Source organism: Variovorax paradoxus, assembly GCF_030815855.1.
In the GTDB taxonomy this organism is placed as follows: Bacteria; Pseudomonadota; Gammaproteobacteria; order Burkholderiales; family Burkholderiaceae_C; genus Variovorax; species Variovorax paradoxus_M.
On the sequence record NZ_JAUSXG010000001.1, the window covers coordinates 49,275 to 71,640 of the forward strand.

A 22,366-nucleotide genomic window follows, 5' to 3' on the forward strand; every position below is an offset into this window, starting at 1 on the left:
GTGCTTCGCGGCTTTTCTTCACGAATATTGCAGACGCCAGGAGGTTCTTCATGCGCCCATTCACTCAACGTACCGTCATGGCGGCCTTGCTCGCCGGTGCCTTCCTGGCGCCCGCCGCCGGCTGGGCGCAGAAACGCGACAACGTGCTGTTCCAGGCGGCCACCGATGCGCAGCCCGCGGTGCTCAAGACGCTGGAGCAGCTCGTCAACATCGAGACCGGCACGGGCGATGCCGAGGGCATTGCGGCCGCCGGCAATTACCTCGAGGGCGAGCTCAAGAACCTCGGCTTTACGGTCACACGCAGCAAATCCGCCGGCCTCGTGGTGGGCGACAACATCGTCGGCAAGCTCAAGGGCCGGGGCGGCAAGAACCTGCTGCTGATGTCGCACATGGACACCGTGTACCTCAAGGGCACGCTCGCCAAGGCGCCGTTCCGCATCGAGGGCAACAAGGCCTATGGGCCGGGCATCGCCGACGACAAGGGCGGCAACGCCGTCATCCTGCACACGCTGAAGCTGCTCAAGGACTACGGCGTGCGCGACTACGGCACCATCACCGTGCTCTTCAACACCGACGAGGAAAAAGGCTCCTTCGGCTCGCGCGACCTGATCCAGGAAGAGGCCAAGCAGGCCGACTACGTGCTCTCGTTCGAACCCACGGGCGCAGGCGACGAAAAACTTTCGCTGGGTACATCGGGCATTGCCTACGTGCAGGTCAACATCACCGGCAAGGCCTCGCATGCGGGCGCCGCGCCCGATCTGGGCGTGAACGCGCTCGTGGAAGCATCCGACCTCGTGCTGCGCACCATGAGCATCGACGACAAGGCCAGGCACCTGCGCTTCAACTGGACCATTGCCAAAGCCGGCAGCGTGTCGAACATCATCCCGGCCAGCGCCACGCTCAACGCTGACGTGCGCTATGCGCAAAACGAAGACTTCGAAGCCGCCATGAAGACGCTGGAAGAAAAGGCGCAGCAAAAGAAGTTGCCCGATTCCGACGTCAAGGTGGTGATCACGCGCGGCCGCCCGGCCTTCAATGCGGGCGAAGGCGGCAAGAAGCTGGTCGAGAAGGCCGTGGCCTTCTACAAGGAAGCGGGCGGCACGCTCGGCGTGGAGGAACGCACCGGCGGCGGGACCGACGCGGCCTACGCGGCGCTGTCAGGCAAGCCGGTGATCGAAAGCCTGGGCCTGCCGGGCTTCGGCTATCACAGCGACAAGGCTGAATACGTCGACATCAGCGCCATTCCGCGGCGCCTGTACATGGCGGCGCGGCTCATCATGGACTTGGGCGCCGGCAAGTAAGTACAAAAAAATAGGAGACACAGCCATGCTGCTCAGTGCCGACCAGGAAGCCATCCGCGACGCGGTGCGCGATTTTTCGCAAGCCGAACTCTGGCCCAACGCGCCGAAGTGGGACCGCGAGCACAGCTTTCCGAAGGAAGCGCATCAAGGCCTTGCGGCGCTGGGCGCCTACGGCATCTGCGTGCCCGAGGAGCACGGCGGCGCCGGCCTCGACTACCTCACGCTTGCGCTGGTGCTCGAAGAAATCGCGGCCGGCGACGGCGGCACCAGCACGGCCATCAGCGTGACCAACTGCCCGGTCAACGCGATCCTCATGCGCTACGGCAACCCGCAGCAGAAGAAGCAGTGGCTCGAGCCTTTGGCGCAGGGCCGGATGCTGGGCGCCTTCTGCCTGACCGAACCGCAGGCCGGCAGCGACGCATCGAGCCTGCGCACTACCGCGCGCAGAGACGGCGACGCCTATGTGATCGACGGCGTGAAGCAGTTCATCACCAGCGGAAAGAACGGGCAGGTCGCCATCGTCATCGCGGTGACCGACAGGGGCGCGGGCAAGCGCGGCATGAGCGCATTCATCGTGCCCACCGATGCGTCCGGCTACAGCGTGGCGCGGCTCGAAGACAAGCTCGGGCAGCACAGCAGCGACACCGCGCAGATCAACTTCGACGGGTGCCGCATTCCGGCGGAGAACCTCATCGGTGCCGAGGGCGAGGGCTACAAGATCGCGCTGGGCGCGCTCGAGGGCGGCCGCATCGGCATTGCGGCCCAAAGCGTGGGCATGGCGCGCAGCGCCTTCGACGTGGCGCTGGCCTATGCCAAGGAGCGCCAGGCGTTCGGCGGAGCGATTTTCGAACAGCAGGCCGTAGGCTTTCGCCTGGCCGAATGCGCCACGCAACTCGAAGCCGCGCGCCAGCTGATCTGGCACGCCGCGAGCCTGCGCGATGCCGGCCGCCCTTGCCTCAAGGAAGCGGCCATGGCCAAGCTGTTCGCGAGCGAAATGGCCGAGCGTGTGTGCAGCGCCGCGATCCAGACGCTGGGCGGCTACGGCTACGTGAACGACTTTCCGCTCGAACGCATCTACCGCGACGTGCGCGTGTGCCAGATCTACGAAGGCACGTCGGACATCCAGAAGCTGCTCATTCAACGCGCGCTGGCGTGAGCGCCGGAACGCGCCGCCGGCTGCCGGTGTTCCGGATCGTCGCGGTGGTGCTGCTGCTGGCGCTGGCCGCCTGGACGGTCGTCATCGAACCGCGCTGGGTCGCGGCGCGCGTCGAGCCGCTGGGCTCGGCGCAGTGGCAAGCGCCGGCCGGCCTCAAGGTGGCGATGGCGGGCGACTGGCATCTCACCACGCGCTCGGCGTGGCGCATCACCAGCGCGGAGCGCGCCGCACGCATCGTCGACCAGATCAATGCCGCGCACCCCGACGTGATCCTGCTGCCCGGTGACTTTCTTGCGGGTTCGGGCGATGACGAAGACTTGGCCATCGAAGAGATGGCCGCCGTGTTGGGACGCTTGAAAGCGCCGCAGGGCGTGTATGCGGTGCTCGGTAACCACGACTGGTGGCACGACGGCGAACGCACGGCCAAGGCCCTGTCCGCGCAAGGCATCCGTGTGCTGGAGAACGCCTCGGCGCGCCTGCCGGGCCATGACATCTGGGTCGTTGGCATCGGCGACGACTCGACCGGCCATTCGGAGCCCGACAGGGCGCTGGCCGGCGTGCCGAAGGGCGCCGCCACGCTGGTCATGATGCACGACCCCTTCAGCTTCGCGGCCATGCCCCGGACGCAGGGGCTGGTGGTGGCCTCGCACACGCATGGCGGGCAAATCAGCGTGCCGGGCTACGGCGCGCTGGTGGTGCCGGGCCGCGCACCGCGCGAATGGGCCTACGGCTGGATCGCGCACAAGGACAAGCGCATGTACGTGACCAGCGGGCTGGGCGTGAGCATTCTCCCGGTGCGCTTCAACATGCGGCCCGAGTGGGTGATGTTCCAGTAAGCGCCTCATGCGGTGTCATCGGTTTCGATGACAGACAGGACGGCGCCAGCGGCGCAGCATGGCGGCCTCTTCGTCGAAGGTTCTTGCCATGTCCTTTTTCAAACCCGTTTCCTTCGCCGCGGCCCTGCTGTGCCTCGGTGCGTCCGCACTGGCGCAGCCCGCCGCCACCGACATCGCCGCCCTGACCGCGAGCGATGCCGTGCAGCAGCTCTGCGCCGGCACCCTGACCAGCGAGCAGCTCGTGGCGGCATACCTTGCGAAGGCCAAGGAGAAGGCGAACCTCAACGCCTTCATCACCCTCGACGAGGCCGGCGCGCTGAAGGCCGCGCGCGCCGCCGATGCCGCACGCAAGCGCGGCGTCGCGTGCAAGCCGCTGGCCGGATTGCCAGTCGTCGTCAAGGACAACATCCAGGTTCGGGGCCTGCCCGCCACGGCGGGCTCGCCGGCGCTCAAGGGCTTTGTGCCCAACGCCGATGCACCGGTGGTCGCGAAGCTGCGCGCGGCGGGCGCGGTGATCCTCGGCAAGACGAACATGCACGAGCTGGCCTTCGGCGTCACGGGCTACAACCCCGCTTTCCAGACCGGCGACGAAGTAGGGGTGCGCAACGCGTACGACGCAAGCCGCGTGGCGGGCGGATCGTCGTCGGGCAACGGCGCGGCGCTCGGCGCGCGTTTGGCGCCTGTGGCGCTGGGCACCGACACCGGCGGCTCGGTGCGCATTCCGTGCGCGTTCAACGGCTGCGCTTCGCTGCGACCGACCATGGGGCGCTACTCGCAGCAGGGCATCGCGCCGATTTCGCACACGCGCGACACCGCGGGGCCGATGGCGCGGTCGATGGCCGACGTCGCGCTGCTCGACCGCGTGATTGCGGGCGGTGCGCCGCTGAGGCCCGTCGAACTGAAGCGCGTGCGCCTGGGCGTTGTGCCGGCCTTCTATGCGAACCTCGACGCCGACACGCGCGCCGCCACCGACGCAGCATTGGCCAAGCTGCGCGCCGCGGGCGTCACGCTGGTGGACGTGGAGATGCCGAAGCTCATGGAACTCAACGGCGACATCGGCTTTCCGGTTGCGCTTTACGAGGCGCACGATGACATGGTGGCCTATCTCGCGAAGTACCGCACCGGCATCGACATCGCGCAACTCACAGCCGCCATCGCGAGCCCCGACGTGAAGGGCACCTTCGATGCCTTCGTGATCCCGCGCAAGCTGCCCGCGCCGAATGGCACGGTCGATGCGAAGCCGGCCTACGACAACGCGATGCGCGTTGCGCGGCCCGCATTGCAGAAGCTCTACCGCGACACCTTCGCGCAGCACCGGCTCGATGCGCTGGTGTTCCCGACCGTGCCGCGCGTGGCGCCGGTGGCTGCGCCCGAAGCCAGCAGCCCGGAGAACTTCGGCGCGCTGATCCAGAACACCGATCCCGGCAGCAACGCCGGCATTCCGGGCGTGCAGCTGCCTTCGGGTCTTGGTGCGACCAGTGGGCTGCCTGTGGGCTTGGAGCTGGACGGCCCCGCCGGCAGCGATCGCCGACTGCTCGCCGTGGGTCTTGCGGTGGAAGGCGTGCTTGGCCGGTTGCAGGCACCCGGCGCGAAATAGGGCGCCCCTGTCGCGTCAGCGCCCCGCCAGGCCGGCGAGCGCCGAACGGCGCTCGATGTGGAGCTTGTCGAATATTCGCCGCAGATAGGTGCGCACTGTCGGCACGCTCACCGCCATGCGCCGCGCGATCTCCTTGTCGGTCAGGCCTTCGCACACCGCACGCGCGACTTCCTGCTCGCGTGCGCTCAAGAGGCTCCATGAGGCCTCGGCGGGCGTTTGCACAGCAGTCGGCGTACGCTGCGCGCGCTGCAATGCACCGATGAACGCGGGTTCGATCAGGTCCAGCAGCAACTTTTCGTGCTCGCCGAAATCGCCGCGGCCCTTGCGCCGCCAGATTCGCAGGTCGCCCAATGCCCGTTTGCCCTCGAAGGCATGCAGGTTCATGCCCCAGTGCAATCCGTCGCGCGAAAGAAAGTCGTTGAAGAATTCAGTGCGCATCAGTTCGCGCTGCGGCATCACGTCTGTCACGCGCGTGGCGCGGCGGTGCGACTGCAGCACGAAGGTGATCGGGTCGTGGTGCTGGTGCCATTCGCCGTAGCGGTCGAGGTTGGCGGGGTCCATGTTCAGCGCCACGCGGCCATCGAAGCGGCCGGTTTCGGCGTTCCACACGAACGAGGCGAACTGGTCCGCACGCAGCAGGTCGAGCAGCGCCCGGCCAAGGCGCTCGCGGACGTCGCTTTCGCCTCGGTCTTCCGCCAGCAGCGTGAAAACGCCGCGCAGCGCCTGCTGTTCGGAGCCTGTCAGGTACATCGGCCGTCTCGCTCTTTGGGTGTGCAGAAGTAAGGCTAACGTCTAGCAAGCACTGCGCCAAGAGTGCATCTCCGGAGACGGCTCCGGGCTTGCCCCATCGAAGGGAGGGCCGCGAGGTGTTCCAATAGAGGTCTTCATGAGCGCCACTGATCCCACCACCGGACCCTGCCCCTGCGGCCGCACGGACCGCCGAGACAAGCCCATCGGCTATGCCCTGTGCTGCGGCCGCTACCTCGAAGATTTCGAGGGCACGCCCGCGCCCGACGCCGAATCGCTGATGCGTTCGCGCTATACCGCTTTTGTACTCGAACGGGCTCCGTACCTGCTTGCCACCTGGCATCCGTCGAAGCGGCCGGCGTCGATCGAGTTCGAACCCGGCGTGAAATGGCTGGGGCTCGACATCCGCTCGCGTTCGGTGCTCGATGCCGACCATGCCGAGGTCGAATTCGTCGCCCGCCAGCGCAGCAGCACCGGCACCGCCACCCGCCTGCACGAGCGCAGCCGCTTCGTGCGGGAAGGCGAGCGCTGGTTCTACCTCGAAGGCGATCTGCAAACCCCCGGTTGACGTCGCGGGCCGAGGCTCGCACAATCGGCCCCGCTCCGGGGTGCACGCATGTGGCGTGCTGAGATGGCAAAGCTGCCGACCCGCGAACTTGATCCGGGTCATACCGGCGTAAGAAGAGCTGCACTCCCTGACTCCGGTCCCGCCACCCACCCACCAACGCGGCGGCCCAAAGTCCTCAGAGCGATTGCGGAGCACCCTTTCCCTCAACAAGGAGTGCCCCGCATGAATGCCCCCGACAAGTTCACCTCCCTGCTTTCGCTGACGCGCGAGCCCTTTCCCGCTTCGCACAAGTGCCTGATTCCGGGCAGCCGGCCCGACCTGAACGTGCCGGTGCGCGACGTGCTGCTGACCAACGGCGAGACCGTTTCGCTCTACGACACCTCGGGCCCGTACACCGATGGCAAGGTCGAGATCGACGTGCGCCGCGGCCTGCCCGACGTTCGCGGCGCATGGGTGATCGAGCGCAACGACACCGAAAGCTACGAGGGCCGCTCGCACCAGGCGCTCGACGAGGGCCTGAAGCACGCCCACGACCACGACGCCCAGCGGCTGGCCGAACTGCGCGCCGGCGCCTCGGCCCTGCAGCGCACGCCGCGCCGCGCCAAGTCGGGCGCCAACGTCACGCAGATGCACTATGCGCGCCGCGGCATCGTCACGCCCGAGATGGAGTACGTGGCGCTGCGCGAGAACGGCAAGCGCGAGTGGATGGCCGAGTACCTCGCCAACGAGGAGCGTGCGAAGCGCGTGGCCGGCAACCCGATGGGCGCGAGCATTCCGCGCATCATCACGCCCGAGTTCGTGCGCGACGAGGTGGCGCGCGGCCGCGCGATCATTCCGGCCAACATCAACCATCCCGAAGTCGAGCCGATGGCCATCGGCCGCAACTTCAAGGTGAAGATCAACGCCAACATCGGCAACTCGGCCGTCACCTCGAGCATCGAGGAAGAAGTGGAAAAGCTCGTGTGGGCGATCCGCTGGGGCGCCGACAACGTGATGGACCTGTCGACCGGCAAGAACATCCACACCACGCGCGACTGGATCGTGCGCAACTCGCCGGTGCCTATCGGCACCGTGCCGATCTACCAGGCGCTCGAGAAGGTGGGCGGCGTGGCCGAAGACCTGACCTGGGAGATCTTCCGCGACACGCTGATCGAGCAGGCCGAGCAGGGCATCGACTACTTCACCATCCACGCCGGCGTGCGCCTGCCGTTCATCCACCTGACGGCCGACCGCATGACGGGCATCGTGTCGCGCGGCGGCTCGATCATGGCCAAGTGGTGCATCGCGCATCACAAGGAGAGCTTTCTCTACGAACGCTTCGAGGACATCTGCGACATCATGAAGGCCTACGACGTGAGCTTTTCGCTCGGCGATGGCCTGCGCCCGGGCTCGGGTGCGGATGCGAACGACGAAGCGCAGTTCGCCGAGCTGCGCACGCTGGGCGAGCTCACCAAGATCGCGTGGAAGCACGACGTTCAGACCATGATCGAAGGGCCGGGCCATGTGCCGATGCACATGATCCAGGCCAACATGGACGAGCAGCTCAGGCACTGCCACGAGGCGCCGTTCTACACGCTCGGCCCGCTGACGATCGACATCGCGCCCGGCTACGACCACATCTCGAGCGCCATCGGCGCCGCGATGATCGGCTGGGCCGGCACCGCCATGCTCTGCTATGTGACGCCGAAGGAGCACCTGGGCCTGCCCGACCGCGACGACGTGAAGCAGGGGATCATTGCCTACAAGATCGCTGCGCACGCGGCCGATGTGGCGAAGGGGCACCCGGGCGCGCGTTCGCGCGACGATGCGCTCAGCAAGGCACGCTTCGAGTTCCGCTGGCAAGACCAGTTCAACCTCGGCCTCGATCCGGACACGGCGCGCGAGTTTCACGACGAGACCTTGCCGAAGGATTCGAGCAAGGTGGCGCACTTCTGCTCGATGTGCGGGCCGAAGTTCTGTTCGATGAAGATCACGCAGGAAGTGCGGGAGTACGCGGCGAAGAAGGGCGTGGCCGAGGCTGAAGCCATGGCCGAAGGGATGGCGCAGAAATCCAAGGAGTTCATGGCGGGCGGCGGCGAGATCTACATTCCGATCCAGCCGGTGTCCTGAGTTCGCGCCGGGGTCATTGCTACCATGGAGGGAACTCCCCGAACCCCTCCAGCGCAATGACTCCATTTCCCTTCGCCGCAGTCCTCTTCGACTGCGACGGCGTTCTCGTCGACTCCGAACCCATCACCAACCGCGTCCTTGCCGAAATGCTCGGCGAACTCGGCTGGCATCTCACGACCGAAGAGTCGATGAACACCTTCACCGGCAAGGCGGTGAAGGATGAAGCCGCACTCATCGAATCCAAGACCGGCGTCAGGATCACCGAAGAGTGGCTCAAGGCATTCAGGGCGCGCCGCAACGAAGCCCTCGAACGCGACCTGACAGCCATTCCCCACGCTCCGGCGGCCATCCGCGAAATTCATGCAAGGCTCAAGGGCCGCATCGCCTGCGCCTCGGGCGCCGACCGCCACAAGGTCGAGCTGCAGCTGGCGAAGGTCGGCCTGCTCGATTGCTTCGAGGGCCGCATCTTCAGCGGCCACGAGATGCCGCGCTCCAAGCCTCATCCCGATGTGTACCTCGCCGCCGCGGAGGCGCTGGGCGTCGATCCGAAGCGTTGCGCAGTGGTCGAAGACACCGTCACGGGCGCGATGGCCGGCGTGGCCGCGGGCGCCACGGTGTTCGGCTACAGCACCGGCGAGTCGGGCCACAGCGGTCCCGAGGCGCTGCGCAGCGTCGGCGCATTGCAGGTGTTCAGCGACATGAGGGAACTGCCCGCGCTGCTCGCCGCGCATGGCCTGCAACCTGCCTGAAACTCCAAGCCCCTGCTGCCAGCAAGCCTGAAAAGTTTCTGATGCAATGGTGAGGCAAGCAAGTCCCGAAGGAACCAGATCGCCATGACTTCCGAATACAAGACCGAGCAGCCGGCCCGCGCCGAGATCGATGCCCTGAAGGGCCCCGCGGTTGTCGAGTTCGGTACCAACTGGTGCGGCATCTGCAAGGCCGCGCAACCCAACATCGCCGAGGCCTTTGCCAAGCACCCGGACATCCCGCGCATCAAGGTCGAAGACGGCAGCGGCCGCCCGCTCGGTCGTTCGTTCAACGTGCGTCTGTGGCCCACGCTGGTGTTCATGCGCGACGGCAAGGAAGTCGCGAAGCTGATTCGGCCGGAAGACAGCAAATCCATTGCCGATGCGCTGGCGCTGATTGCGTAGCTGGGCTGACCGCTCGGTTTTAGCGCTATTTGTTTTCAGGGCGGCGCTCCCGCCGACGGGGTACCTTGCTCCGCGAATGTCCCCCGCCCTTCGGGCTCCTCCTTGATTTCGCTGCGCAAGGCACCCCGCCAGCGGGAGCGTTGTACAGAGCGGTCGTTGATCAGCGATACACCTACGGCGTGCCCCAGTGCACAGGGCATCGGGTGCTCCCCGCAGCGAAATCAAGGAGGAGGCGAAGCCGGGGGACATTCGCGGAGGGGAGTACCCGGTGGCCTGTGCACACGCCCTGCACAACAGCGCCCGAACAGCAGCAAAAATAAGCTACAGCCCTTGCTGCCGAAAGTCGCGCGGCGCATGCCCCGTCCACTGCAGGAACGCGCGCGAAAAGCTCTTCTCATTGCGAAAGCCCACCGCCAGCGCCACTTGCTTGATGGGACGCGAGGTCCGTCGCAGCTGCTCCACCGCCATCTCATGGCGCACTTCGTTCTTCAGCACCTGCAGCGATGTGCCTTCTTCGTGCAGCTGCCGGTGCAGCGTGCGGCCCGACACGTTGAGCAGCGTGGACAGCGCCTCCGCCGTGGTGGCCTCGGCGGCGCGCGAACGCAGCAGCTCGCGCACCCGCTGCCCCAGCAGGCGGTCGCGGCGGTACTGCAGGATGGTGAGCGGCAGCGCGCGCTTGAGCATGGCGCGCAGCGCCCGCTCGTCACGCTGCAGGGGCAGGGCGAGGTAGCGCTCGTCGAAGCTGATGCTGGCTTCGGGCGCATCGAAGCACACCTCGGGCGTGAACATCGGCGCGTAGGCATCACGGTGCGGCGGCGCCGCGAACGGAAAGGTCGCGTTGCGCAGGGAAATGCGCGAGTCGATGGCCCAGCACATGTAGCCGTGCATGAAGCGCAGGCTGGTCACCAGGCAGAACTCGCGGAAGGCCTTGTCGAGCGGACGGTTCTCCGCGATGCGCAGCGTGGCCACGCCGCCCGCCACCTCGAGAGCAAGGCCAATGTCTTCGGTCAGCAATCGGTGGTGGCGGCACCAGCGCTTGATGGCCACGCCCAGGTCGGGCGAGGTCAGCGAAGCGCGGCACAGCATGCCGTAGCTGCCCCAGGGCAGCCGCCGCGAGAACCAGCCGAGCGCCTCGTCGTCGAGCTCCTGCATCGCATGGCCGGAGAGCGCTTCGAACTGCGCGGCCGTCACCCGCGCATCCGGCCGGGCCAGCTCGCGCGGCGTGATCTGTGCCGCCTGCAGGGCCTCCGAGGGATCGGCGCCGTAGCGCTCGTAGCCCTTGACGATGGCTCTCACGAAGGCCATCGGCGTGACGGCGCGGGCCGGCCGGAGGAAGGAGGGAGACGACATGGGCGAGTGAATCTGGCGTGGCGCAATTTGCAACCATTGTGGCGCCAAATGCGGCACGGTGAGGCGTAAGCTGCGTTTCTTCCAAGCGCCCATTCGCGTGGGACCGCCTGCGCGCAGACCCCTCAGAGGAGACAACACACATGCACGATCCCGGCCTGAACTTCGACCTGGGCGACACCATCGACTCGCTGCGCAGCGCGATCCAGGACTTCGCAGCGCATGAGATCGCCCCCCGCGCCGCGGACATCGACCGCGACAACCTGTTCCCGCACGACCTGTGGCAGAAGCTGGGCGAACTCGGCCTGCACGGCATGACGGTGAAGGAAGAGTTCGGCGGCACCGAGCTGGGCTACCTGGCGCACATCGTGGCCATGGAAGAAGTCTCGCGTGCCTCGGCCTCGGTGGGCCTGTCGTACGGCGCGCACTCCAACCTGTGCGTGAACCAGATCCACCGCAACGGCAGCGATGCGCAAAAGAAGAAATACCTGCCCAAGCTGGTGAGCGGCGAGCATGTGGGCGCGCTGGCCATGAGCGAGCCCAACGCCGGCTCCGACGTGGTGAGCATGAAGCTCAAGGCCGAGAAGAAGAACGGCTACTACGTGCTCAACGGCGGCAAGATGTGGATCACCAACGGCGGCGACGCCGACACGCTGGTCATCTACGCCAAGACCGAACCCGAGATGGGCGCGCGCGGCATGACGGCCTTCATCGTCGAGAAGAACTTCAAGGGCTTTTCGGCCGGCACCAAGCTCGACAAGCTCGGCATGCGCGGCTCCAACACCTACCCGCTGTTCTTCGACAACTGCGAAGTGCCGGAAGAGAACGTGCTCGGCGGCGAGGGCCTGGGCGCCAAGGTGCTGATGAGCGGGCTCGACTACGAGCGCGCGGTGCTCTCGGGCGGCCCGCTCGGCATCATGGCCGCGTGCATGGACGCGGTGCTGCCCTTCGTGCACGAGCGCAAGCAGTTCGGCCAGAGCATCGGCGAGTTCCAGCTGATGCAGGGCAAGCTGGCGGACATGTATTCGACCTGGCAGGCCACGCGCGCCTACGTGTATGCCGTGGGCAAGGCGTGCGACCGCAACGACCATGCGCGCACCTTCCGCAAGGATGCGGCGGGCGCGATTTTGTATTCGGCCGAGAAGGCGACGTGGATGGCCGGCGAGGCGATCCAGGCGCTGGGCGGCGTGGGGTACACGAAGGACTTTCCGGTGGAGCGGCTGTGGCGCGATGCGAAGCTGTATGAGATCGGTGCGGGCACGAGCGAGATCCGAAGGATGCTGATCGGTCGCGAGCTGTTCGCGGAAACCGCCTAAGGGTGTTTTTCTCCCTCCCCTTCCGGGGGAGGGCAGGGGAGGGGGCGAGCGGCGCTCGATGAAGCATTGCGCCAAACAGAGGCCGCTTGCCCCCATCCCAACCTTCCCCCGGGAGGGGAAGGAGCCAGACAAGGAGACAAGGAACATGAGCATGACTGCTGCGTTGACCGAGAGCTACGGCAAGGGCGCCACCGACGTCCCGCTGATCGAGCAAACCATCGGCGACTTCTTCGACGACATGGCCGCCAGGCAACCCGACCGCGAAGCCCTCATCAGCCGCCACGAAGGCCGACGCTTCACCTACCGCGAACTGCAGGCCGAATCCAACCGCCTCGCGAGCGCATTGCTGAACCTCGGCCTTGCCCCCGGTGATCGTGTCGGCATCTGGTCGCACAACAACGCACCCTGGGTGCTGATGCAGCTCGCGACCGCCAAGGTCGGCCTGATTCTCGTCAACATCAACCCGGCCTACCGCACCTCCGAGCTCGAATACGCGCTCAACAAAGTCGGCTGCAAGGCGCTGGTGACGATGGCGCAGTTCAAGACCAGCGACTACCTCGGCATGCTGCGCGAACTGGGCGCCAAGCGCCTTCCGCTGCTGCAACACACTTTCTGGATCGACGGCAAGGCGGCCGCGGAGGTGCAAGAGCCGGGGATGCGGCGCTTCAGTCAGCTGCTCGCGAGCGGCGATGCGGCCGATCCGCGCGTCGCGGCCATTCAGAAGACGCTGAAGGCCACCGACCCCATCAACATTCAGTTCACCAGCGGCACCACGGGCTTCCCCAAGGGCGCGACGCTCACGCACCGCAATATCCTCAACAACGGCTTCTTCATCGGCGAGTGCATGAAGCTCTCGCCCATCGACAAGCTGTGCATTCCGGTGCCGCTGTACCACTGCTTCGGCATGGTGCTGGGCAACCTGGCGTGCCTCACGCACGGCTCGGCCATCGTGTACCCGAACGACGGCTTCGACCCGCTCACGGTGCTCGAGACCGTGCAGGCCGAGAAATGCACCGGCCTGCACGGCGTGCCCACGATGTTCATTGCTGAACTCGACCATCCGCGCTTCAAGGAGTTCGATCTTTCCACGCTGCGCACCGGCATCATGGCCGGCTCGCCATGCCCGACCGAGGTGATGAAGCGCGTGGTCGACCAGATGCACCTGCGCGAAATCACCATCGCCTACGGCATGACCGAGACCAGCCCGGTGAGCTGCCAGAGCAGCACCGACACGCCGCTGGACAAGCGTGTGTCGACCGTGGGCACGGTGCAGCCGCACCTGGAGATCAAGATCATCGACCCCGAGACCGGCGCCATCGTGCCGCGCGGCGCATCCGGCGAGTTTTGCACACGCGGCTATTCGGTGATGCACGGCTACTGGGAAGACGAAGAGAAAACCCGCGAATCCATCGACGCCGAGCACTGGATGCACACCGGCGACCTCGCCACCATGGACGCCGAGGGCTACGTCAACATTGTCGGCCGCATCAAGGACCTGGTGATCCGCGGCGGGGAGAACATCTACCCGCGCGAGATCGAAGAATTCCTGTACCGGCACCCAAAGGTGCAGGACGTGCAGGTGGTCGGCCTGCCCGACAAGAAGTACGGCGAGGAGCTGTGCGCCTGGATCATCGTCAAGCCCGGCCAGAGCGCCACCGACACGGAGATTCGCGACTTCTGCAAGGGCCAGATCGCGCACTACAAGGTGCCGAAGTACATCCAGTTCGTTTCCGAGTTCCCGATGACGGTGACCGGCAAGATCCAGAAATTCAAGATCCGCGATGCCATGACCGAGCAGCTCGGTCTCACGCAAGAAAAGACAGCATGAGCAAGATCGAAACCAAACTCAACGCACGGTCGGCCGACTTCCAGGCCAATGCAGCCGCGATGCGCGCGCTGGTCGACGACCTGCACCGGCAGTTCGCGAAAGTGGAGCAGGGCGGCGGCGAGTCCGCGCGCGCCAAGCACACGGCACGCGGCAAGCTGCTGCCGCGCGACCGCGTGGCCGAGCTGCTCGACCCCGGCACGCCGTTCCTCGAAATCGCGCCCTTGGCCGCGCATGCGATGTATCTCGACGCCAAAGGCGCCGAATCGGCACCCGGCGCCGGCCTCATCGCGGGCATCGGCCGCGTGAACGGTGTCGACTGCATGATCGTCTGCAACGACGCGACGGTGAAGGGCGGCACCTACTACCCGATGACGGTCAAGAAGCACCTGCGCGCGCAGGAGATCGCCGAGCAGAACCGCCTGCCCTGCATCTACCTTGTCGATTCGGGCGGTGCGAACCTGCCGAACCAGGACGAGGTGTTCCCGGACCGCGACCACTTCGGCCGCATCTTCTACAACCAGGCCAACATGAGCGCCCAGGGCATTCCGCAGATCGCGGTGGTCATGGGTTCATGCACGGCGGGCGGCGCCTACGTGCCGGCGATGAGCGACGAGTCGATCATCGTGAAGAACCAGGGCACGATTTTCCTGGGCGGCCCGCCGCTCGTGAAGGCTGCGACCGGCGAGGTCGTCACGGCGGAAGACCTGGGCGGCGGCGACGTGCACACGCGGCTCTCGGGCGTGGTCGATCATCTGGCGCAAAACGACCTGCATGCGCTGGCGCTCGCGCGTTCGGCGGTCGCCAATCTCAATGCAAAGGCCGGCGCGCAGCAGCCGGCCGAGCAACCGGCGGTGAGCGCACCCGCGTTCCCGCGCGAAGAGCTCTACGGCGTGATCCCGACCGACACGCGCAAGCCCTTCGACGTGCGCGAGATCATCGCGCGCATCGTCGACGGCAGCGAGTTCCACGAGTTCAAGGCGCGCTTCGGCGCCACGCTGGTCTGCGGCTTCGCGGAGATCGAAGGCATGCCCGTCGGCATCATCGCCAACAACGGCATCCTGTTCAGTGAGTCGGCGCAGAAGGGCGCGCACTTCATCGAGCTGTGCTGCCACCGCAAGATTCCGCTGGTGTTCTTGCAGAACATCACCGGCTTCATGGTGGGCCGCAAGTACGAGAACGAAGGCATTGCGCGCCACGGCGCCAAGATGGTGACGGCCGTGGCCACGGCCAACGTGCCCAAGTTCACCATCATCATTGGCGGCAGCTTCGGGGCCGGCAACTACGGCATGTGCGGCCGAGCGTACAGCCCGCGATTCCTCTGGATGTGGCCCAACGCGCGCATCAGCGTGATGGGCGGAGAGCAAGCGGCGAGCGTGCTGGCGACGGTGAAGCGCGACGGCATCGAGCTGAAGGGCGGCAGCTGGAGCAAGGACGAGGAAGAAGCCTTCAAGGCGCCGATCCGCCAGCAGTACGAAGACCAGGGCCACCCCTATTACGCAACAGCGCGGCTGTGGGACGACGGCATCATCGATCCGGCGGATACGCGGCGGGTGCTGGCGCTCGGCTTGGCCGCCTCGCGCAACGCGCCGATTCCCGAGCCGAAGTTCGGCATCTTCCGGATGTAGCCATGGCACAGCTTTCTTGCGCGTCGCGTCGACACGGGGGTTGCCTTTCGGGGCGCGCACCCGCCGACGGGGTACCTTGCTCCGCGAATGTCCCCCGGCCTGCGGCCTCCTCCTTGATTTCGCTGCGCAAGGCACCCCGCCAGCGGGAGCGTTGTACAGAGCGGTGGTTGATCAGCGATACACCCCGAGCGTGCCCAAGTGCACAGGGCATCGGGTGCTCCCCGCAGCGAAATAAAGGAGGAGGGCGAAGCCCGGGGGACATTCGCGGAGGGGAGTACCCGGTGGCCTTTGCACACGCCTCGAACGAACTGCAACCATTTCATGCGCCGCGGCACGGATCACCGACATGACCTTCACAAAACTGAAACTCGAAATCCAGGACACAGTCGCCCGCATCTGGCTCGACCAGCCCGACGCGCGCAACGCCTTCGACGATGTGGTCATTGCCGAACTGACGCAGGCCTTCACCGAAGCCGGCGCCGCGCCGCAGGTGAAGGCCATCGTGCTCGGCGCCAACGGCCCCGCCTTCTGCGCGGGCGCCAACCTCAACTGGATGCGCCGCATGGCCGACTACACGCGGGGCGAGAACATCGCCGACGCGGGCAAGCTGGCCACCATGCTGCGCACGATTGCCGAATGCCCCAAGCCCACCATTGCACGCGTGCAGGGCGATGTGTACGCGGGCGGCATGGGGCTGGTCGCGGCCTGCGACATGGCGGTGAGCGTGGACACCGCGTGGTACTGCCTGAGCGAAGTCAAGATCGGCCTCGTGCCCGCCACCATCAGCCCGTACGTGCTGCGCGCCATGGGCACGCGCGCCTCGCAGCGCTACTTCCTCACCGCCGAGCGTTTCACGGCCGCCGAGGCGCACCGCATCGGCTTCGTGCATGAAGTGGTGGCCGCCGACGCACTCGACGCCAAGGTCGACGAACTGCTGAAGGCGCTCACCGGCGCCAGTCCGGCCGCAGTGCGTGCCTGCAAGCAGTTGATCGCCGATGTAGCCGGCCGCGAAATCGATGATGCGTTGATCGCGAAGACAGTCGAGGGCATCGCCGACATCCGCGCGAGCGACGAAGGCCGCGAGGGCGTTCAGGCCTTTCTGCAGAAGCGCAAGCCTTCCTGGCTGGGCCACTGAGCGTACGCATGAACGCGCTCGACATGACCCAGCTGCTCGCACTGGCCGCGGCCATCGGCTGGGCCAGCGGTGTGCGGCTGTACCTCGTCGTGCTGCTGACGGGGCTGGCCGGCTACTTCGGCTGGGTGCCGCTGCCCAGCGGCTTGCAACTGCTCGCGCATCCGGTGGTCATCGCGGCCAGCGGCTTCATGGTGTTCATCGAGTTCTTCGCCGACAAGATTCCGGGGCTCGATTCACTCTGGGACGTGGTGCACACCGCCATCCGCATTCCCGCCGGGGCCGCGCTCGCGGCCAGCGTGTTCGGTGCCGACCATGGCGTGATGGCCATCGTTGCGGCGCTGCTCGGCGGCAGCTTCGCGGCCACCGCCCACGCGGCCAAGGCCACGACGCGCGCGGCGATCAACACCTCGCCCGAGCCGTTTTCCAACGTGGGCGCATCGCTGGTCGAAGACACGATTGTGCCAACCGGGCTGTGGCTTGCGGTGGCGCATCCGCTGGTCTTTCTGGCGCTGTTCGTCTTCGTGCTGGTGCTCAGCGTGTGGCTCATCCGCAAGAGTTGGCGCTTTCTGCGCGCGCTGTTCAGCCGCGTGGCCCGCATCTTCAGCGGCCGCCCCGATCCGGGCGTCACGCCTGCATTTCAACTGAAAAAGAATCCTCCGGGAGACACTCCGAATGTTTAAGAAGATCCTGATTGCCAACTGCGGTGACCAGCCGCAAAGCGGCGCAGCGGCGAAGCCAAATTGCGTGGCACGCGCAGCGTGCGCAGGCGAATTCACCGCGAAAGCCCGCCATGTTTAAAAAGATCCTGATCGCCAACCGCGGTGAAATCGCGTGCCGGGTGGCCGCGACCGCACGCCGCATGGCAATTCGCACGGTCGCCGTGTATTCCGACGCCGACGCGCATGCCAACCACGTGCGCGCCTGCGACGAGTCAGTGCACCTCGGAGGCAGCGCCCCGAAAGACAGCTACCTGCGCTGGGAAAAGATCCTCGAAGCCGCAAAGGCCACGGGCGCGGAAGCGGTGCACCCCGGCTACGGCTTCCTGAGCGAGAACGAAGAGTTCGCGCAGGCCTGCGCCGACGCGGGCCTCGTTTTCATCGGACCGCCGCCGTCGGCCATCAAGGCGATGGGCCTCAAAGCCGAGTCGAAGCAGCTGATGGAAAAGGCCGGCGTGCCGCTGGTGCCCGGCTACCACGGCCATGACCAGGACCCAGCACTGCTGCAGCGCGAGGCCGACCGCATCGGCTACCCGGTGCTCATCAAGGCCAGCGCGGGTGGCGGCGGCAAGGGCATGCGCGCGGTCGACAGGGCCGAAGACTTTGCCGCGGCGCTCGCTTCATGCCAGCGCGAGGCGATCAACAGCTTCGGCGACGACGCAGTACTGATCGAAAAGTACGTGCAGCGCCCGCGCCACATCGAGATCCAGGTGTTCGGCGACACGCAAGGCAACTATGTCTACCTGTTCGAGCGCGACTGTTCGGTGCAGCGCCGCCACCAGAAGGTGCTGGAAGAAGCGCCCGCGCCCGGCATGACCGAGGCGATGCGCAAGCAGATGGGCGAGGCCGCCGTGGCCGCGGCACGTGCGGTGAATTACGTGGGTGCGGGCACGGTCGAGTTCATCGTCGAGCAGCGTGAACCGAGCGCCGCGCCGGGCCGCCCCAAGCAAGCGAGCGCCCCCTCGGGGGGCAGCGAGGACACGTCAGTGCCGAGCGTGGGGGCAGGCCAACCCGAGATGAACTTCTTCTTCATGGAGATGAACACGCGGCTACAGGTGGAGCACCCGGTGACCGAGGCCATCACCGGCCTCGACCTGGTCGAATGGCAACTGCGCGTGGCCTTCGGGGAGGTGTTGCCCGCGAAGCAGGCGGAGCTGCAGATCCACGGCCACGCCATCGAGGCGCGCATCTGCGCCGAAAACCCCGACAACAATTTCTTGCCCGCCACAGGCACCTTGCGCGTCTACCGCAAGCCGCAGGCCACCGCCTTTCAGCGCAGTCGCGTGCGCATCGACGACGGCGTGCGCGAAGGCGGCGAGATCTCGCCGTTCTACGACTCGATGATCGCCAAGCTGATCGTGCACGGCAGCACGCGTGCCGAGGCGCTGGCCCGGCTCGATGCCGCCTTGGCGCAGGTGCAGATCGTGGGCGTGGCGACCAACGTGCAGTTCCTGCGCGGCATTCTCGCGACCGACTCGTTCTCGAAGGCCAACCTCGACACGGCGCTGATCGAGCGCGAGCGCGCCGTGCTGTTCGACCGCGAGGCGTTGGGCCTGCCGCTGGCTGCGGCTGCGGCCATCACGCGCACGCTGATCACCGAACGTCCGACGGGGGTGCCCGACCCGTTCGAGCGGCGCGACGGCTGGCGCTCGCATGGCGAGTACCGGCGCCATTTCGACTTCGAGTTCCGCGGCGCCGAGCAGACGGCCTTGCTGACCTACAGGCGCGACGGCAGCCTCTGGCTCGAAGCCGGCGGCACTGCGGGGCCGCTGGTCATCGGGCAGTTTCCCTCGGCGCGAGTTCGAAGTCGAATTCGCAGGTGCGCGCCAGACGCTCGACGTGCATCTCGATGGCGCCACGGCCCATGTGTTCGCATCGAAAGGCGCCACGAAGATCACCGCCATCGACCGCCTCGCCCACGCGGGCGACACCCAGGCCGAAGGCGGCCGGCTCACGGCGCCGATGCCCGGCAAGGTGGTCTCGTTCGCGGTCAAGGCCGGCGACAAAGTCAGCCGCGGCCAACCGCTCGCGGTGATGGAGGCCATGAAAATGGAGCACACCATCGCGGCGCCGGCCGACGGCACCGTGGAAGAACTGATGTTCTCGCCGGGCGAGCAGGTGGCCGAGGGCGACGAGCTGCTGCGAATGGCCGCGGCGGCTTGACCCCGCTGCGGGATCAGCCCACCACCACTTCGCTGATCTGCAAGACAGGCGCGATGTCTGTGTAGTTCTTGATGTCGCCGAGGATCTCCCCGGCGTGCGGGCCGAACGCCGCCTGAAACGCATCGACCGAGTCGCAAAGCACATGGCACATGCCGACGTACGTCGGCGGGGTGCCGGGCTCGCCGCCGGCCAGCCCCTTGTCGATGGTGTACGACTTGCAGGCATCGCCCATGCGCGCCTTCAACAGCGGCATGTGCTTGTCGCGGTAGTAGGCGTGGTCGAACCGTGCGCCTTGGGTGTAGGGGTACATCACGCTGACTTTGATCATGCTTCGGTCTCCTGGTGTTTCGAGGTCTTCGGTGGTCGCGCACCAGCATAGAAGAAGGTCCGGGGCGGTACAAGCGGCCGATGGGGTCCGTGGCCCCGGGGCAGGGCGGGACCAAGCCGGCCGCTCTAAGATTCGGGCATGAAAATCATCGTCTCTCTCACCGACAACCGCCCCGAACCGTGGATCGAAGGCCTCACGGCCGAATTGCCCGATGCGCAGATCGAGGCCTGGCAACCGGGCGCCGCGCAGGCCGATCATGCGGTGGTGTGGGCGCCGCCCCAGCAGCTGCTCGACGAGCAACCCGGGTTGCGCGGCCTGTTCAATATCGGCGCGGGCGTCGATGCCCTGCTCAAGCTGCGCGTGCCTGCGCACACGCGCATCGTGCGTCTCGACGATGCCGGCATGTCGGTGCAGATGGCCGAGTACGTGTGCCACACGCTCATCCGGCACTTCCGCGAGTTCGACGTGTACGAGGCCGATGCGCGCGAAGGCCGTTGGAGCTATCGCAAGCCGCGGCTGCGGCGCGACTTCCCGGTCGGCATCATGGGCTTGGGCGTGCTCGGCGAGCGGGTCGCGAAAGCGGTCGCGCAGTTCGAGTTTCCGGTGCTGGGCTGGAGCCGTTCGCCCAAAGCCATCGACGGCGTGAAGGTGTTCAGCGGCGAGGCGCAGTTCGACGAGTTCCTGTCGTCCACGCGCGTGCTCGTCAACCTGCTGCCACTGACCGAGGCCACGCGCGGCATTCTCAACCGCCATACGCTCGGCAAGCTGCGGCCGGGCGGCTATCTCATCAGCATCGCGCGCGGTGCGCACCTGGTGGAAGACGACCTGATCCCGATGCTCGACGCCGGGCAGTTGGCGGGCGCCACGCTCGACGTGTTCGAGGTCGAGCCGCTGCCCGCCGAGCACGCCTTCTGGCGCCACCCGAAGATCACCGTCACGCCGCACGGCTCGGCGCGCACGCTGCGCGAGGAATCGATCGCGCAGATCGCCGGAAAGATCCGCGCGATGGAGCAGGGCCTGACGGTCAGCGGCGTGGTCGATCCGGTCCGCGGCTACTGACCAGCTATTGATGTGGCCCATGCCATGAATCCACCCGACATCGCCCGCCACCTCGTCGTTCGCGGCCTCGTGCAGGGCGTGGGTTATCGCTGGTCGATGGTACAGGCCGCACGGCGCCTGGGCGTGCATGGCTGGGTGCGCAACCGCCGCGACGGCAGCGTGGAGGCGTTGGCCTTCGGCCCCGCCGCTGCGGTCGATGCGCTGGTCGCGTGGGCCCGCCGCGGGCCCGATGGCGCGCGCGTGGATGCCATCGAGGCGGAGGAGGCGCCTGCGCCCGCCGGGCCGCCGTCGGATTTCGTGCAGCGCGAAACCGTGTGAGCTGCGGCGCTGGCACGATCTGCAACGCCGAAGGCGGGCTTTGCAACCCCTGCGGCAGGCGCCGCCGAGCACGCGGAACGCTGGTGGCCGACAATCGACGGACGGCTTTTTCTTCTTTTCCCAGCGAACCCAGAGACATCCCATGAAACTCCCCGCCAAGGTCAAGATCGTCGACGTCGGTCCGCGCGACGGACTGCAGAACGAGAAACAACCCGTCTCCGCTGAAATCAAGATCGGCCTCGTGCACCGCTTGCAGGACGCCGGCCTGAAGGAAATCGAGGTCACCAGCTTCGTCTCCCCCAAGTGGGTGCCGCAGATGGCCGACAACGCCGAGGTGATGCGCGGCATCCAGCGCAAGCCCGGCGTGCGCTACTCGGTGCTGACGCCCAACATGAAGGGCTTCGAGGCCGCCATTGCCGCGCCGCGCGAAGAGTGGCCCGACGAGATCGTGGTGTTCGGCGCGGCGAGCGAGGCCTTCAGCCAGAAGAACATCAACTGCTCGATCGCCGAGAGCATCGAGCGCTTTGCGCCGGTGGTGGCCGCGGCGCGCGAGAAGGGCATCGACGTGCGCGGCGCGATGTCGTGCACCGTGGGCTGCCCATACGAAGGCGAGGTCGCACCCGAGCGCGTGGGCATGCTGGCGAAGTTGATGAAGGACATCGGCGTGCAGCGCGTGGACGTGGCCGACACCATCGGCGTGGGCACGCCGCGCAAGGTGCGGGCCGCCATCGAGGCCACGCTGGCGCACTTCGGCGTGGACCACATCTCGGGCCACTTCCACGACACCTACGGCCAGGCGCTGGTCAACACGCTGGCCTCGCTGGAGCTGGGGGTCTGGAACTTCCAGTCGTCCTCCGCCGGCCTCGGCGGCTGCCCTTACGCCAAGGGCGCGACGGGCAACGTGGCGACCGAGGACGTGGTCTACATGCTGCACGGCATGGGCATCGAGACCGGCATCGACCTGGACAAGCTGATCGACGCGGGCGTGTACATCAGCGAGGCGCTGGGGCGCGAGCCGAACTCGCGGGCGTCGAAGGCCATCCGTACCAAGAGGGCGGGATGATGA

Annotated in this window: 19 protein-coding genes, 1 pseudogene and 1 riboswitch; of the genes and pseudogenes, 17 read left to right on the top strand and 3 right to left on the bottom strand. The window is 66.8% G+C overall.

The features are described from left to right. Window positions 1–50 precede the first annotated feature (50 nt). The 4 genes from QFZ42_RS00235 to iaaH all read left to right on the top strand — a co-directional run bounded on the left by QFZ42_RS00235 (window position 51) and on the right by iaaH (window position 4,890). Complete coding sequence (locus QFZ42_RS00235) at window positions 51–1,301, top strand: glutamate carboxypeptidase (protein ID WP_307699020.1); 1,251 nt, start codon at window positions 51–53, stop codon at window positions 1,299–1,301. A gap of 25 nt (window positions 1,302–1,326) precedes the next feature. Beyond that, entirely contained in the window at window positions 1,327–2,457 is a 1,131-nt protein-coding gene (locus QFZ42_RS00240; protein ID WP_307699021.1) for an acyl-CoA dehydrogenase family protein, read from the top strand. Continuing rightward, window positions 2,454–3,293 carry a metallophosphoesterase gene (locus tag QFZ42_RS00245; protein ID WP_307699022.1) on the top strand — a complete coding sequence of 280 codons (840 nt, stop codon included), beginning with the start codon at window positions 2,454–2,456 and terminating at the stop codon, window positions 3,291–3,293. Before QFZ42_RS00240 ends, QFZ42_RS00245 begins: the two co-directional genes overlap by 4 nt. An 88-nt stretch (window positions 3,294–3,381) precedes the next feature. Continuing rightward, a complete protein-coding gene (gene iaaH, locus QFZ42_RS00250) occupies window positions 3,382–4,890 on the top strand; it encodes an indoleacetamide hydrolase (RefSeq protein ID WP_307699023.1) in 1,509 nt (502 codons plus the stop codon). A gap of 15 nt (window positions 4,891–4,905) precedes the next feature. On the opposite strand, the gene QFZ42_RS00255 is transcribed toward iaaH, so the two are convergent. Next, a complete protein-coding gene (locus tag QFZ42_RS00255; protein WP_307699024.1) occupies window positions 4,906–5,640 on the bottom strand; it encodes a helix-turn-helix transcriptional regulator in 735 nt (244 codons plus the stop codon). Between the two features lie 136 nt (window positions 5,641–5,776). Here QFZ42_RS00255 and QFZ42_RS00260 point away from each other — a divergent pair, with 136 nt between their 5' ends. From QFZ42_RS00260 to QFZ42_RS00275, 4 genes are all read left to right on the top strand, one after another. Further along, the gene (locus tag QFZ42_RS00260) at window positions 5,777–6,205 is read left to right on the top strand and encodes a YchJ family protein (RefSeq protein ID WP_307699025.1); all 429 of its coding nucleotides are present in this window, start codon (window positions 5,777–5,779) and stop codon (window positions 6,203–6,205) included. A gap of 26 nt (window positions 6,206–6,231) precedes the next feature. Next, window positions 6,232–6,337: riboswitch (TPP riboswitch) on the top strand. A gap of 90 nt (window positions 6,338–6,427) precedes the next feature. Then, complete coding sequence (gene thiC, locus QFZ42_RS00265; RefSeq protein WP_307699026.1) at window positions 6,428–8,314, top strand: phosphomethylpyrimidine synthase ThiC; 1,887 nt, start codon at window positions 6,428–6,430, stop codon at window positions 8,312–8,314. 56 nt (window positions 8,315–8,370) lie between these two features. Continuing rightward, window positions 8,371–9,063: an HAD family hydrolase gene (locus QFZ42_RS00270; protein ID WP_307699027.1), complete on the top strand. Its 693-nt coding sequence runs from the start codon at window positions 8,371–8,373 to the stop codon at window positions 9,061–9,063. Between the two features lie 84 nt (window positions 9,064–9,147). Then, window positions 9,148–9,465: a thioredoxin family protein gene (locus QFZ42_RS00275; protein WP_307699028.1), complete on the top strand. Its 318-nt coding sequence runs from the start codon at window positions 9,148–9,150 to the stop codon at window positions 9,463–9,465. Between the two features lie 321 nt (window positions 9,466–9,786). Here the strand turns inward: QFZ42_RS00275 and QFZ42_RS00280 are convergent, their stop codons facing one another. Further along, the gene (locus tag QFZ42_RS00280; protein WP_307699029.1) at window positions 9,787–10,815 is read right to left on the bottom strand and encodes an AraC family transcriptional regulator; all 1,029 of its coding nucleotides are present in this window, start codon (window positions 10,813–10,815) and stop codon (window positions 9,787–9,789) included. Window positions 10,816–10,955: 140 nt separating this feature from the next. Here QFZ42_RS00280 and QFZ42_RS00285 point away from each other — a divergent pair, with 140 nt between their 5' ends. The 6 genes and pseudogenes from QFZ42_RS00285 to QFZ42_RS00310 all read left to right on the top strand — a co-directional run bounded on the left by QFZ42_RS00285 (window position 10,956) and on the right by QFZ42_RS00310 (window position 19,595). After that, complete coding sequence (locus tag QFZ42_RS00285) at window positions 10,956–12,128, top strand: isovaleryl-CoA dehydrogenase (protein ID WP_307699030.1); 1,173 nt, start codon at window positions 10,956–10,958, stop codon at window positions 12,126–12,128. Between the two features lie 145 nt (window positions 12,129–12,273). Continuing rightward, window positions 12,274–13,956 (top strand): AMP-binding protein, encoded by a 1,683-nt coding sequence (locus QFZ42_RS00290; protein ID WP_307699031.1) that lies wholly within the window; start codon window positions 12,274–12,276, stop codon window positions 13,954–13,956. Further along, window positions 13,953–15,581: a carboxyl transferase domain-containing protein gene (locus QFZ42_RS00295; RefSeq protein WP_307699032.1), complete on the top strand. Its 1,629-nt coding sequence runs from the start codon at window positions 13,953–13,955 to the stop codon at window positions 15,579–15,581. The genes QFZ42_RS00290 and QFZ42_RS00295 overlap by 4 nt, the downstream gene beginning before the upstream one ends. Window positions 15,582–15,927: 346 nt before the next feature. Next, a complete protein-coding gene (locus QFZ42_RS00300; protein WP_307699033.1) occupies window positions 15,928–16,716 on the top strand; it encodes an enoyl-CoA hydratase/isomerase family protein in 789 nt (262 codons plus the stop codon). Window positions 16,717–16,724: 8 nt separating this feature from the next. Next, complete coding sequence (locus tag QFZ42_RS00305; RefSeq protein ID WP_307699034.1) at window positions 16,725–17,396, top strand: DUF4126 domain-containing protein; 672 nt, start codon at window positions 16,725–16,727, stop codon at window positions 17,394–17,396. A gap of 110 nt (window positions 17,397–17,506) precedes the next feature. Then, window positions 17,507–19,595: pseudogene (locus tag QFZ42_RS00310) on the top strand (ATP-binding protein). Window positions 19,596–19,608: 13 nt separating this feature from the next. Here QFZ42_RS00310 and QFZ42_RS00315 read toward each other — a convergent pair. After that, window positions 19,609–19,923, bottom strand: a complete 315-nt coding sequence (locus tag QFZ42_RS00315) for an EthD family reductase (RefSeq protein WP_307699035.1) — start codon at window positions 19,921–19,923, stop codon at window positions 19,609–19,611. A 138-nt stretch (window positions 19,924–20,061) separates the two neighbouring features. Between QFZ42_RS00315 and QFZ42_RS00320 the strand changes: the two genes are divergently transcribed. From QFZ42_RS00320 to QFZ42_RS00330, 3 genes are all read left to right on the top strand, one after another. After that, entirely contained in the window at window positions 20,062–20,982 is a 921-nt protein-coding gene (locus QFZ42_RS00320) for a 2-hydroxyacid dehydrogenase (RefSeq protein WP_307699036.1), read from the top strand. A gap of 24 nt (window positions 20,983–21,006) precedes the next feature. After that, window positions 21,007–21,300 carry an acylphosphatase gene (locus tag QFZ42_RS00325; protein WP_307699037.1) on the top strand — a complete coding sequence of 98 codons (294 nt, stop codon included), beginning with the start codon at window positions 21,007–21,009 and terminating at the stop codon, window positions 21,298–21,300. Between the two features lie 142 nt (window positions 21,301–21,442). Continuing rightward, window positions 21,443–22,363: a hydroxymethylglutaryl-CoA lyase gene (locus tag QFZ42_RS00330; RefSeq protein WP_307699038.1), complete on the top strand. Its 921-nt coding sequence runs from the start codon at window positions 21,443–21,445 to the stop codon at window positions 22,361–22,363. The last annotated feature ends 3 nt before the right edge of the window (window positions 22,364–22,366 follow it).

Bases quoted from the DNA above. Each gene is read 5' to 3' on its own strand.
- QFZ42_RS00235 (WP_307699020.1), top strand. From the start codon at position 51: ATGCGCCCATTCACTCAACGTACCGTCATGGCGGCCTTGCTCGCCGGT.
- QFZ42_RS00300 (WP_307699033.1), top strand. From the start codon at position 15,928: ATGACCTTCACAAAACTGAAACTCGAAATCCAGGACACAGTCGCCCGC.
- iaaH (WP_307699023.1), top strand. From the start codon at position 3,382: ATGTCCTTTTTCAAACCCGTTTCCTTCGCCGCGGCCCTGCTGTGCCTC.
- QFZ42_RS00260 (WP_307699025.1), top strand. From the start codon at position 5,777: ATGAGCGCCACTGATCCCACCACCGGACCCTGCCCCTGCGGCCGCACG.
- QFZ42_RS00325 (WP_307699037.1), top strand. From the start codon at position 21,007: ATGAATCCACCCGACATCGCCCGCCACCTCGTCGTTCGCGGCCTCGTG.
- QFZ42_RS00275 (WP_307699028.1), top strand. From the start codon at position 9,148: ATGACTTCCGAATACAAGACCGAGCAGCCGGCCCGCGCCGAGATCGAT.
- QFZ42_RS00280 (WP_307699029.1), bottom strand. From the start codon at position 10,815: ATGTCGTCTCCCTCCTTCCTCCGGCCGGCCCGCGCCGTCACGCCGATG.
- QFZ42_RS00330 (WP_307699038.1), top strand. From the start codon at position 21,443: ATGAAACTCCCCGCCAAGGTCAAGATCGTCGACGTCGGTCCGCGCGAC.
- QFZ42_RS00290 (WP_307699031.1), top strand. From the start codon at position 12,274: ATGAGCATGACTGCTGCGTTGACCGAGAGCTACGGCAAGGGCGCCACC.
- QFZ42_RS00285 (WP_307699030.1), top strand. From the start codon at position 10,956: ATGCACGATCCCGGCCTGAACTTCGACCTGGGCGACACCATCGACTCG.
- QFZ42_RS00255 (WP_307699024.1), bottom strand. From the start codon at position 5,640: ATGTACCTGACAGGCTCCGAACAGCAGGCGCTGCGCGGCGTTTTCACG.
- QFZ42_RS00270 (WP_307699027.1), top strand. From the start codon at position 8,371: ATGACTCCATTTCCCTTCGCCGCAGTCCTCTTCGACTGCGACGGCGTT.
- QFZ42_RS00315 (WP_307699035.1), bottom strand. From the start codon at position 19,923: ATGATCAAAGTCAGCGTGATGTACCCCTACACCCAAGGCGCACGGTTC.
- QFZ42_RS00240 (WP_307699021.1), top strand. From the start codon at position 1,327: ATGCTGCTCAGTGCCGACCAGGAAGCCATCCGCGACGCGGTGCGCGAT.
- QFZ42_RS00320 (WP_307699036.1), top strand. From the start codon at position 20,062: ATGAAAATCATCGTCTCTCTCACCGACAACCGCCCCGAACCGTGGATC.
- thiC (WP_307699026.1), top strand. From the start codon at position 6,428: ATGAATGCCCCCGACAAGTTCACCTCCCTGCTTTCGCTGACGCGCGAG.
- QFZ42_RS00305 (WP_307699034.1), top strand. From the start codon at position 16,725: ATGAACGCGCTCGACATGACCCAGCTGCTCGCACTGGCCGCGGCCATC.
- QFZ42_RS00295 (WP_307699032.1), top strand. From the start codon at position 13,953: ATGAGCAAGATCGAAACCAAACTCAACGCACGGTCGGCCGACTTCCAG.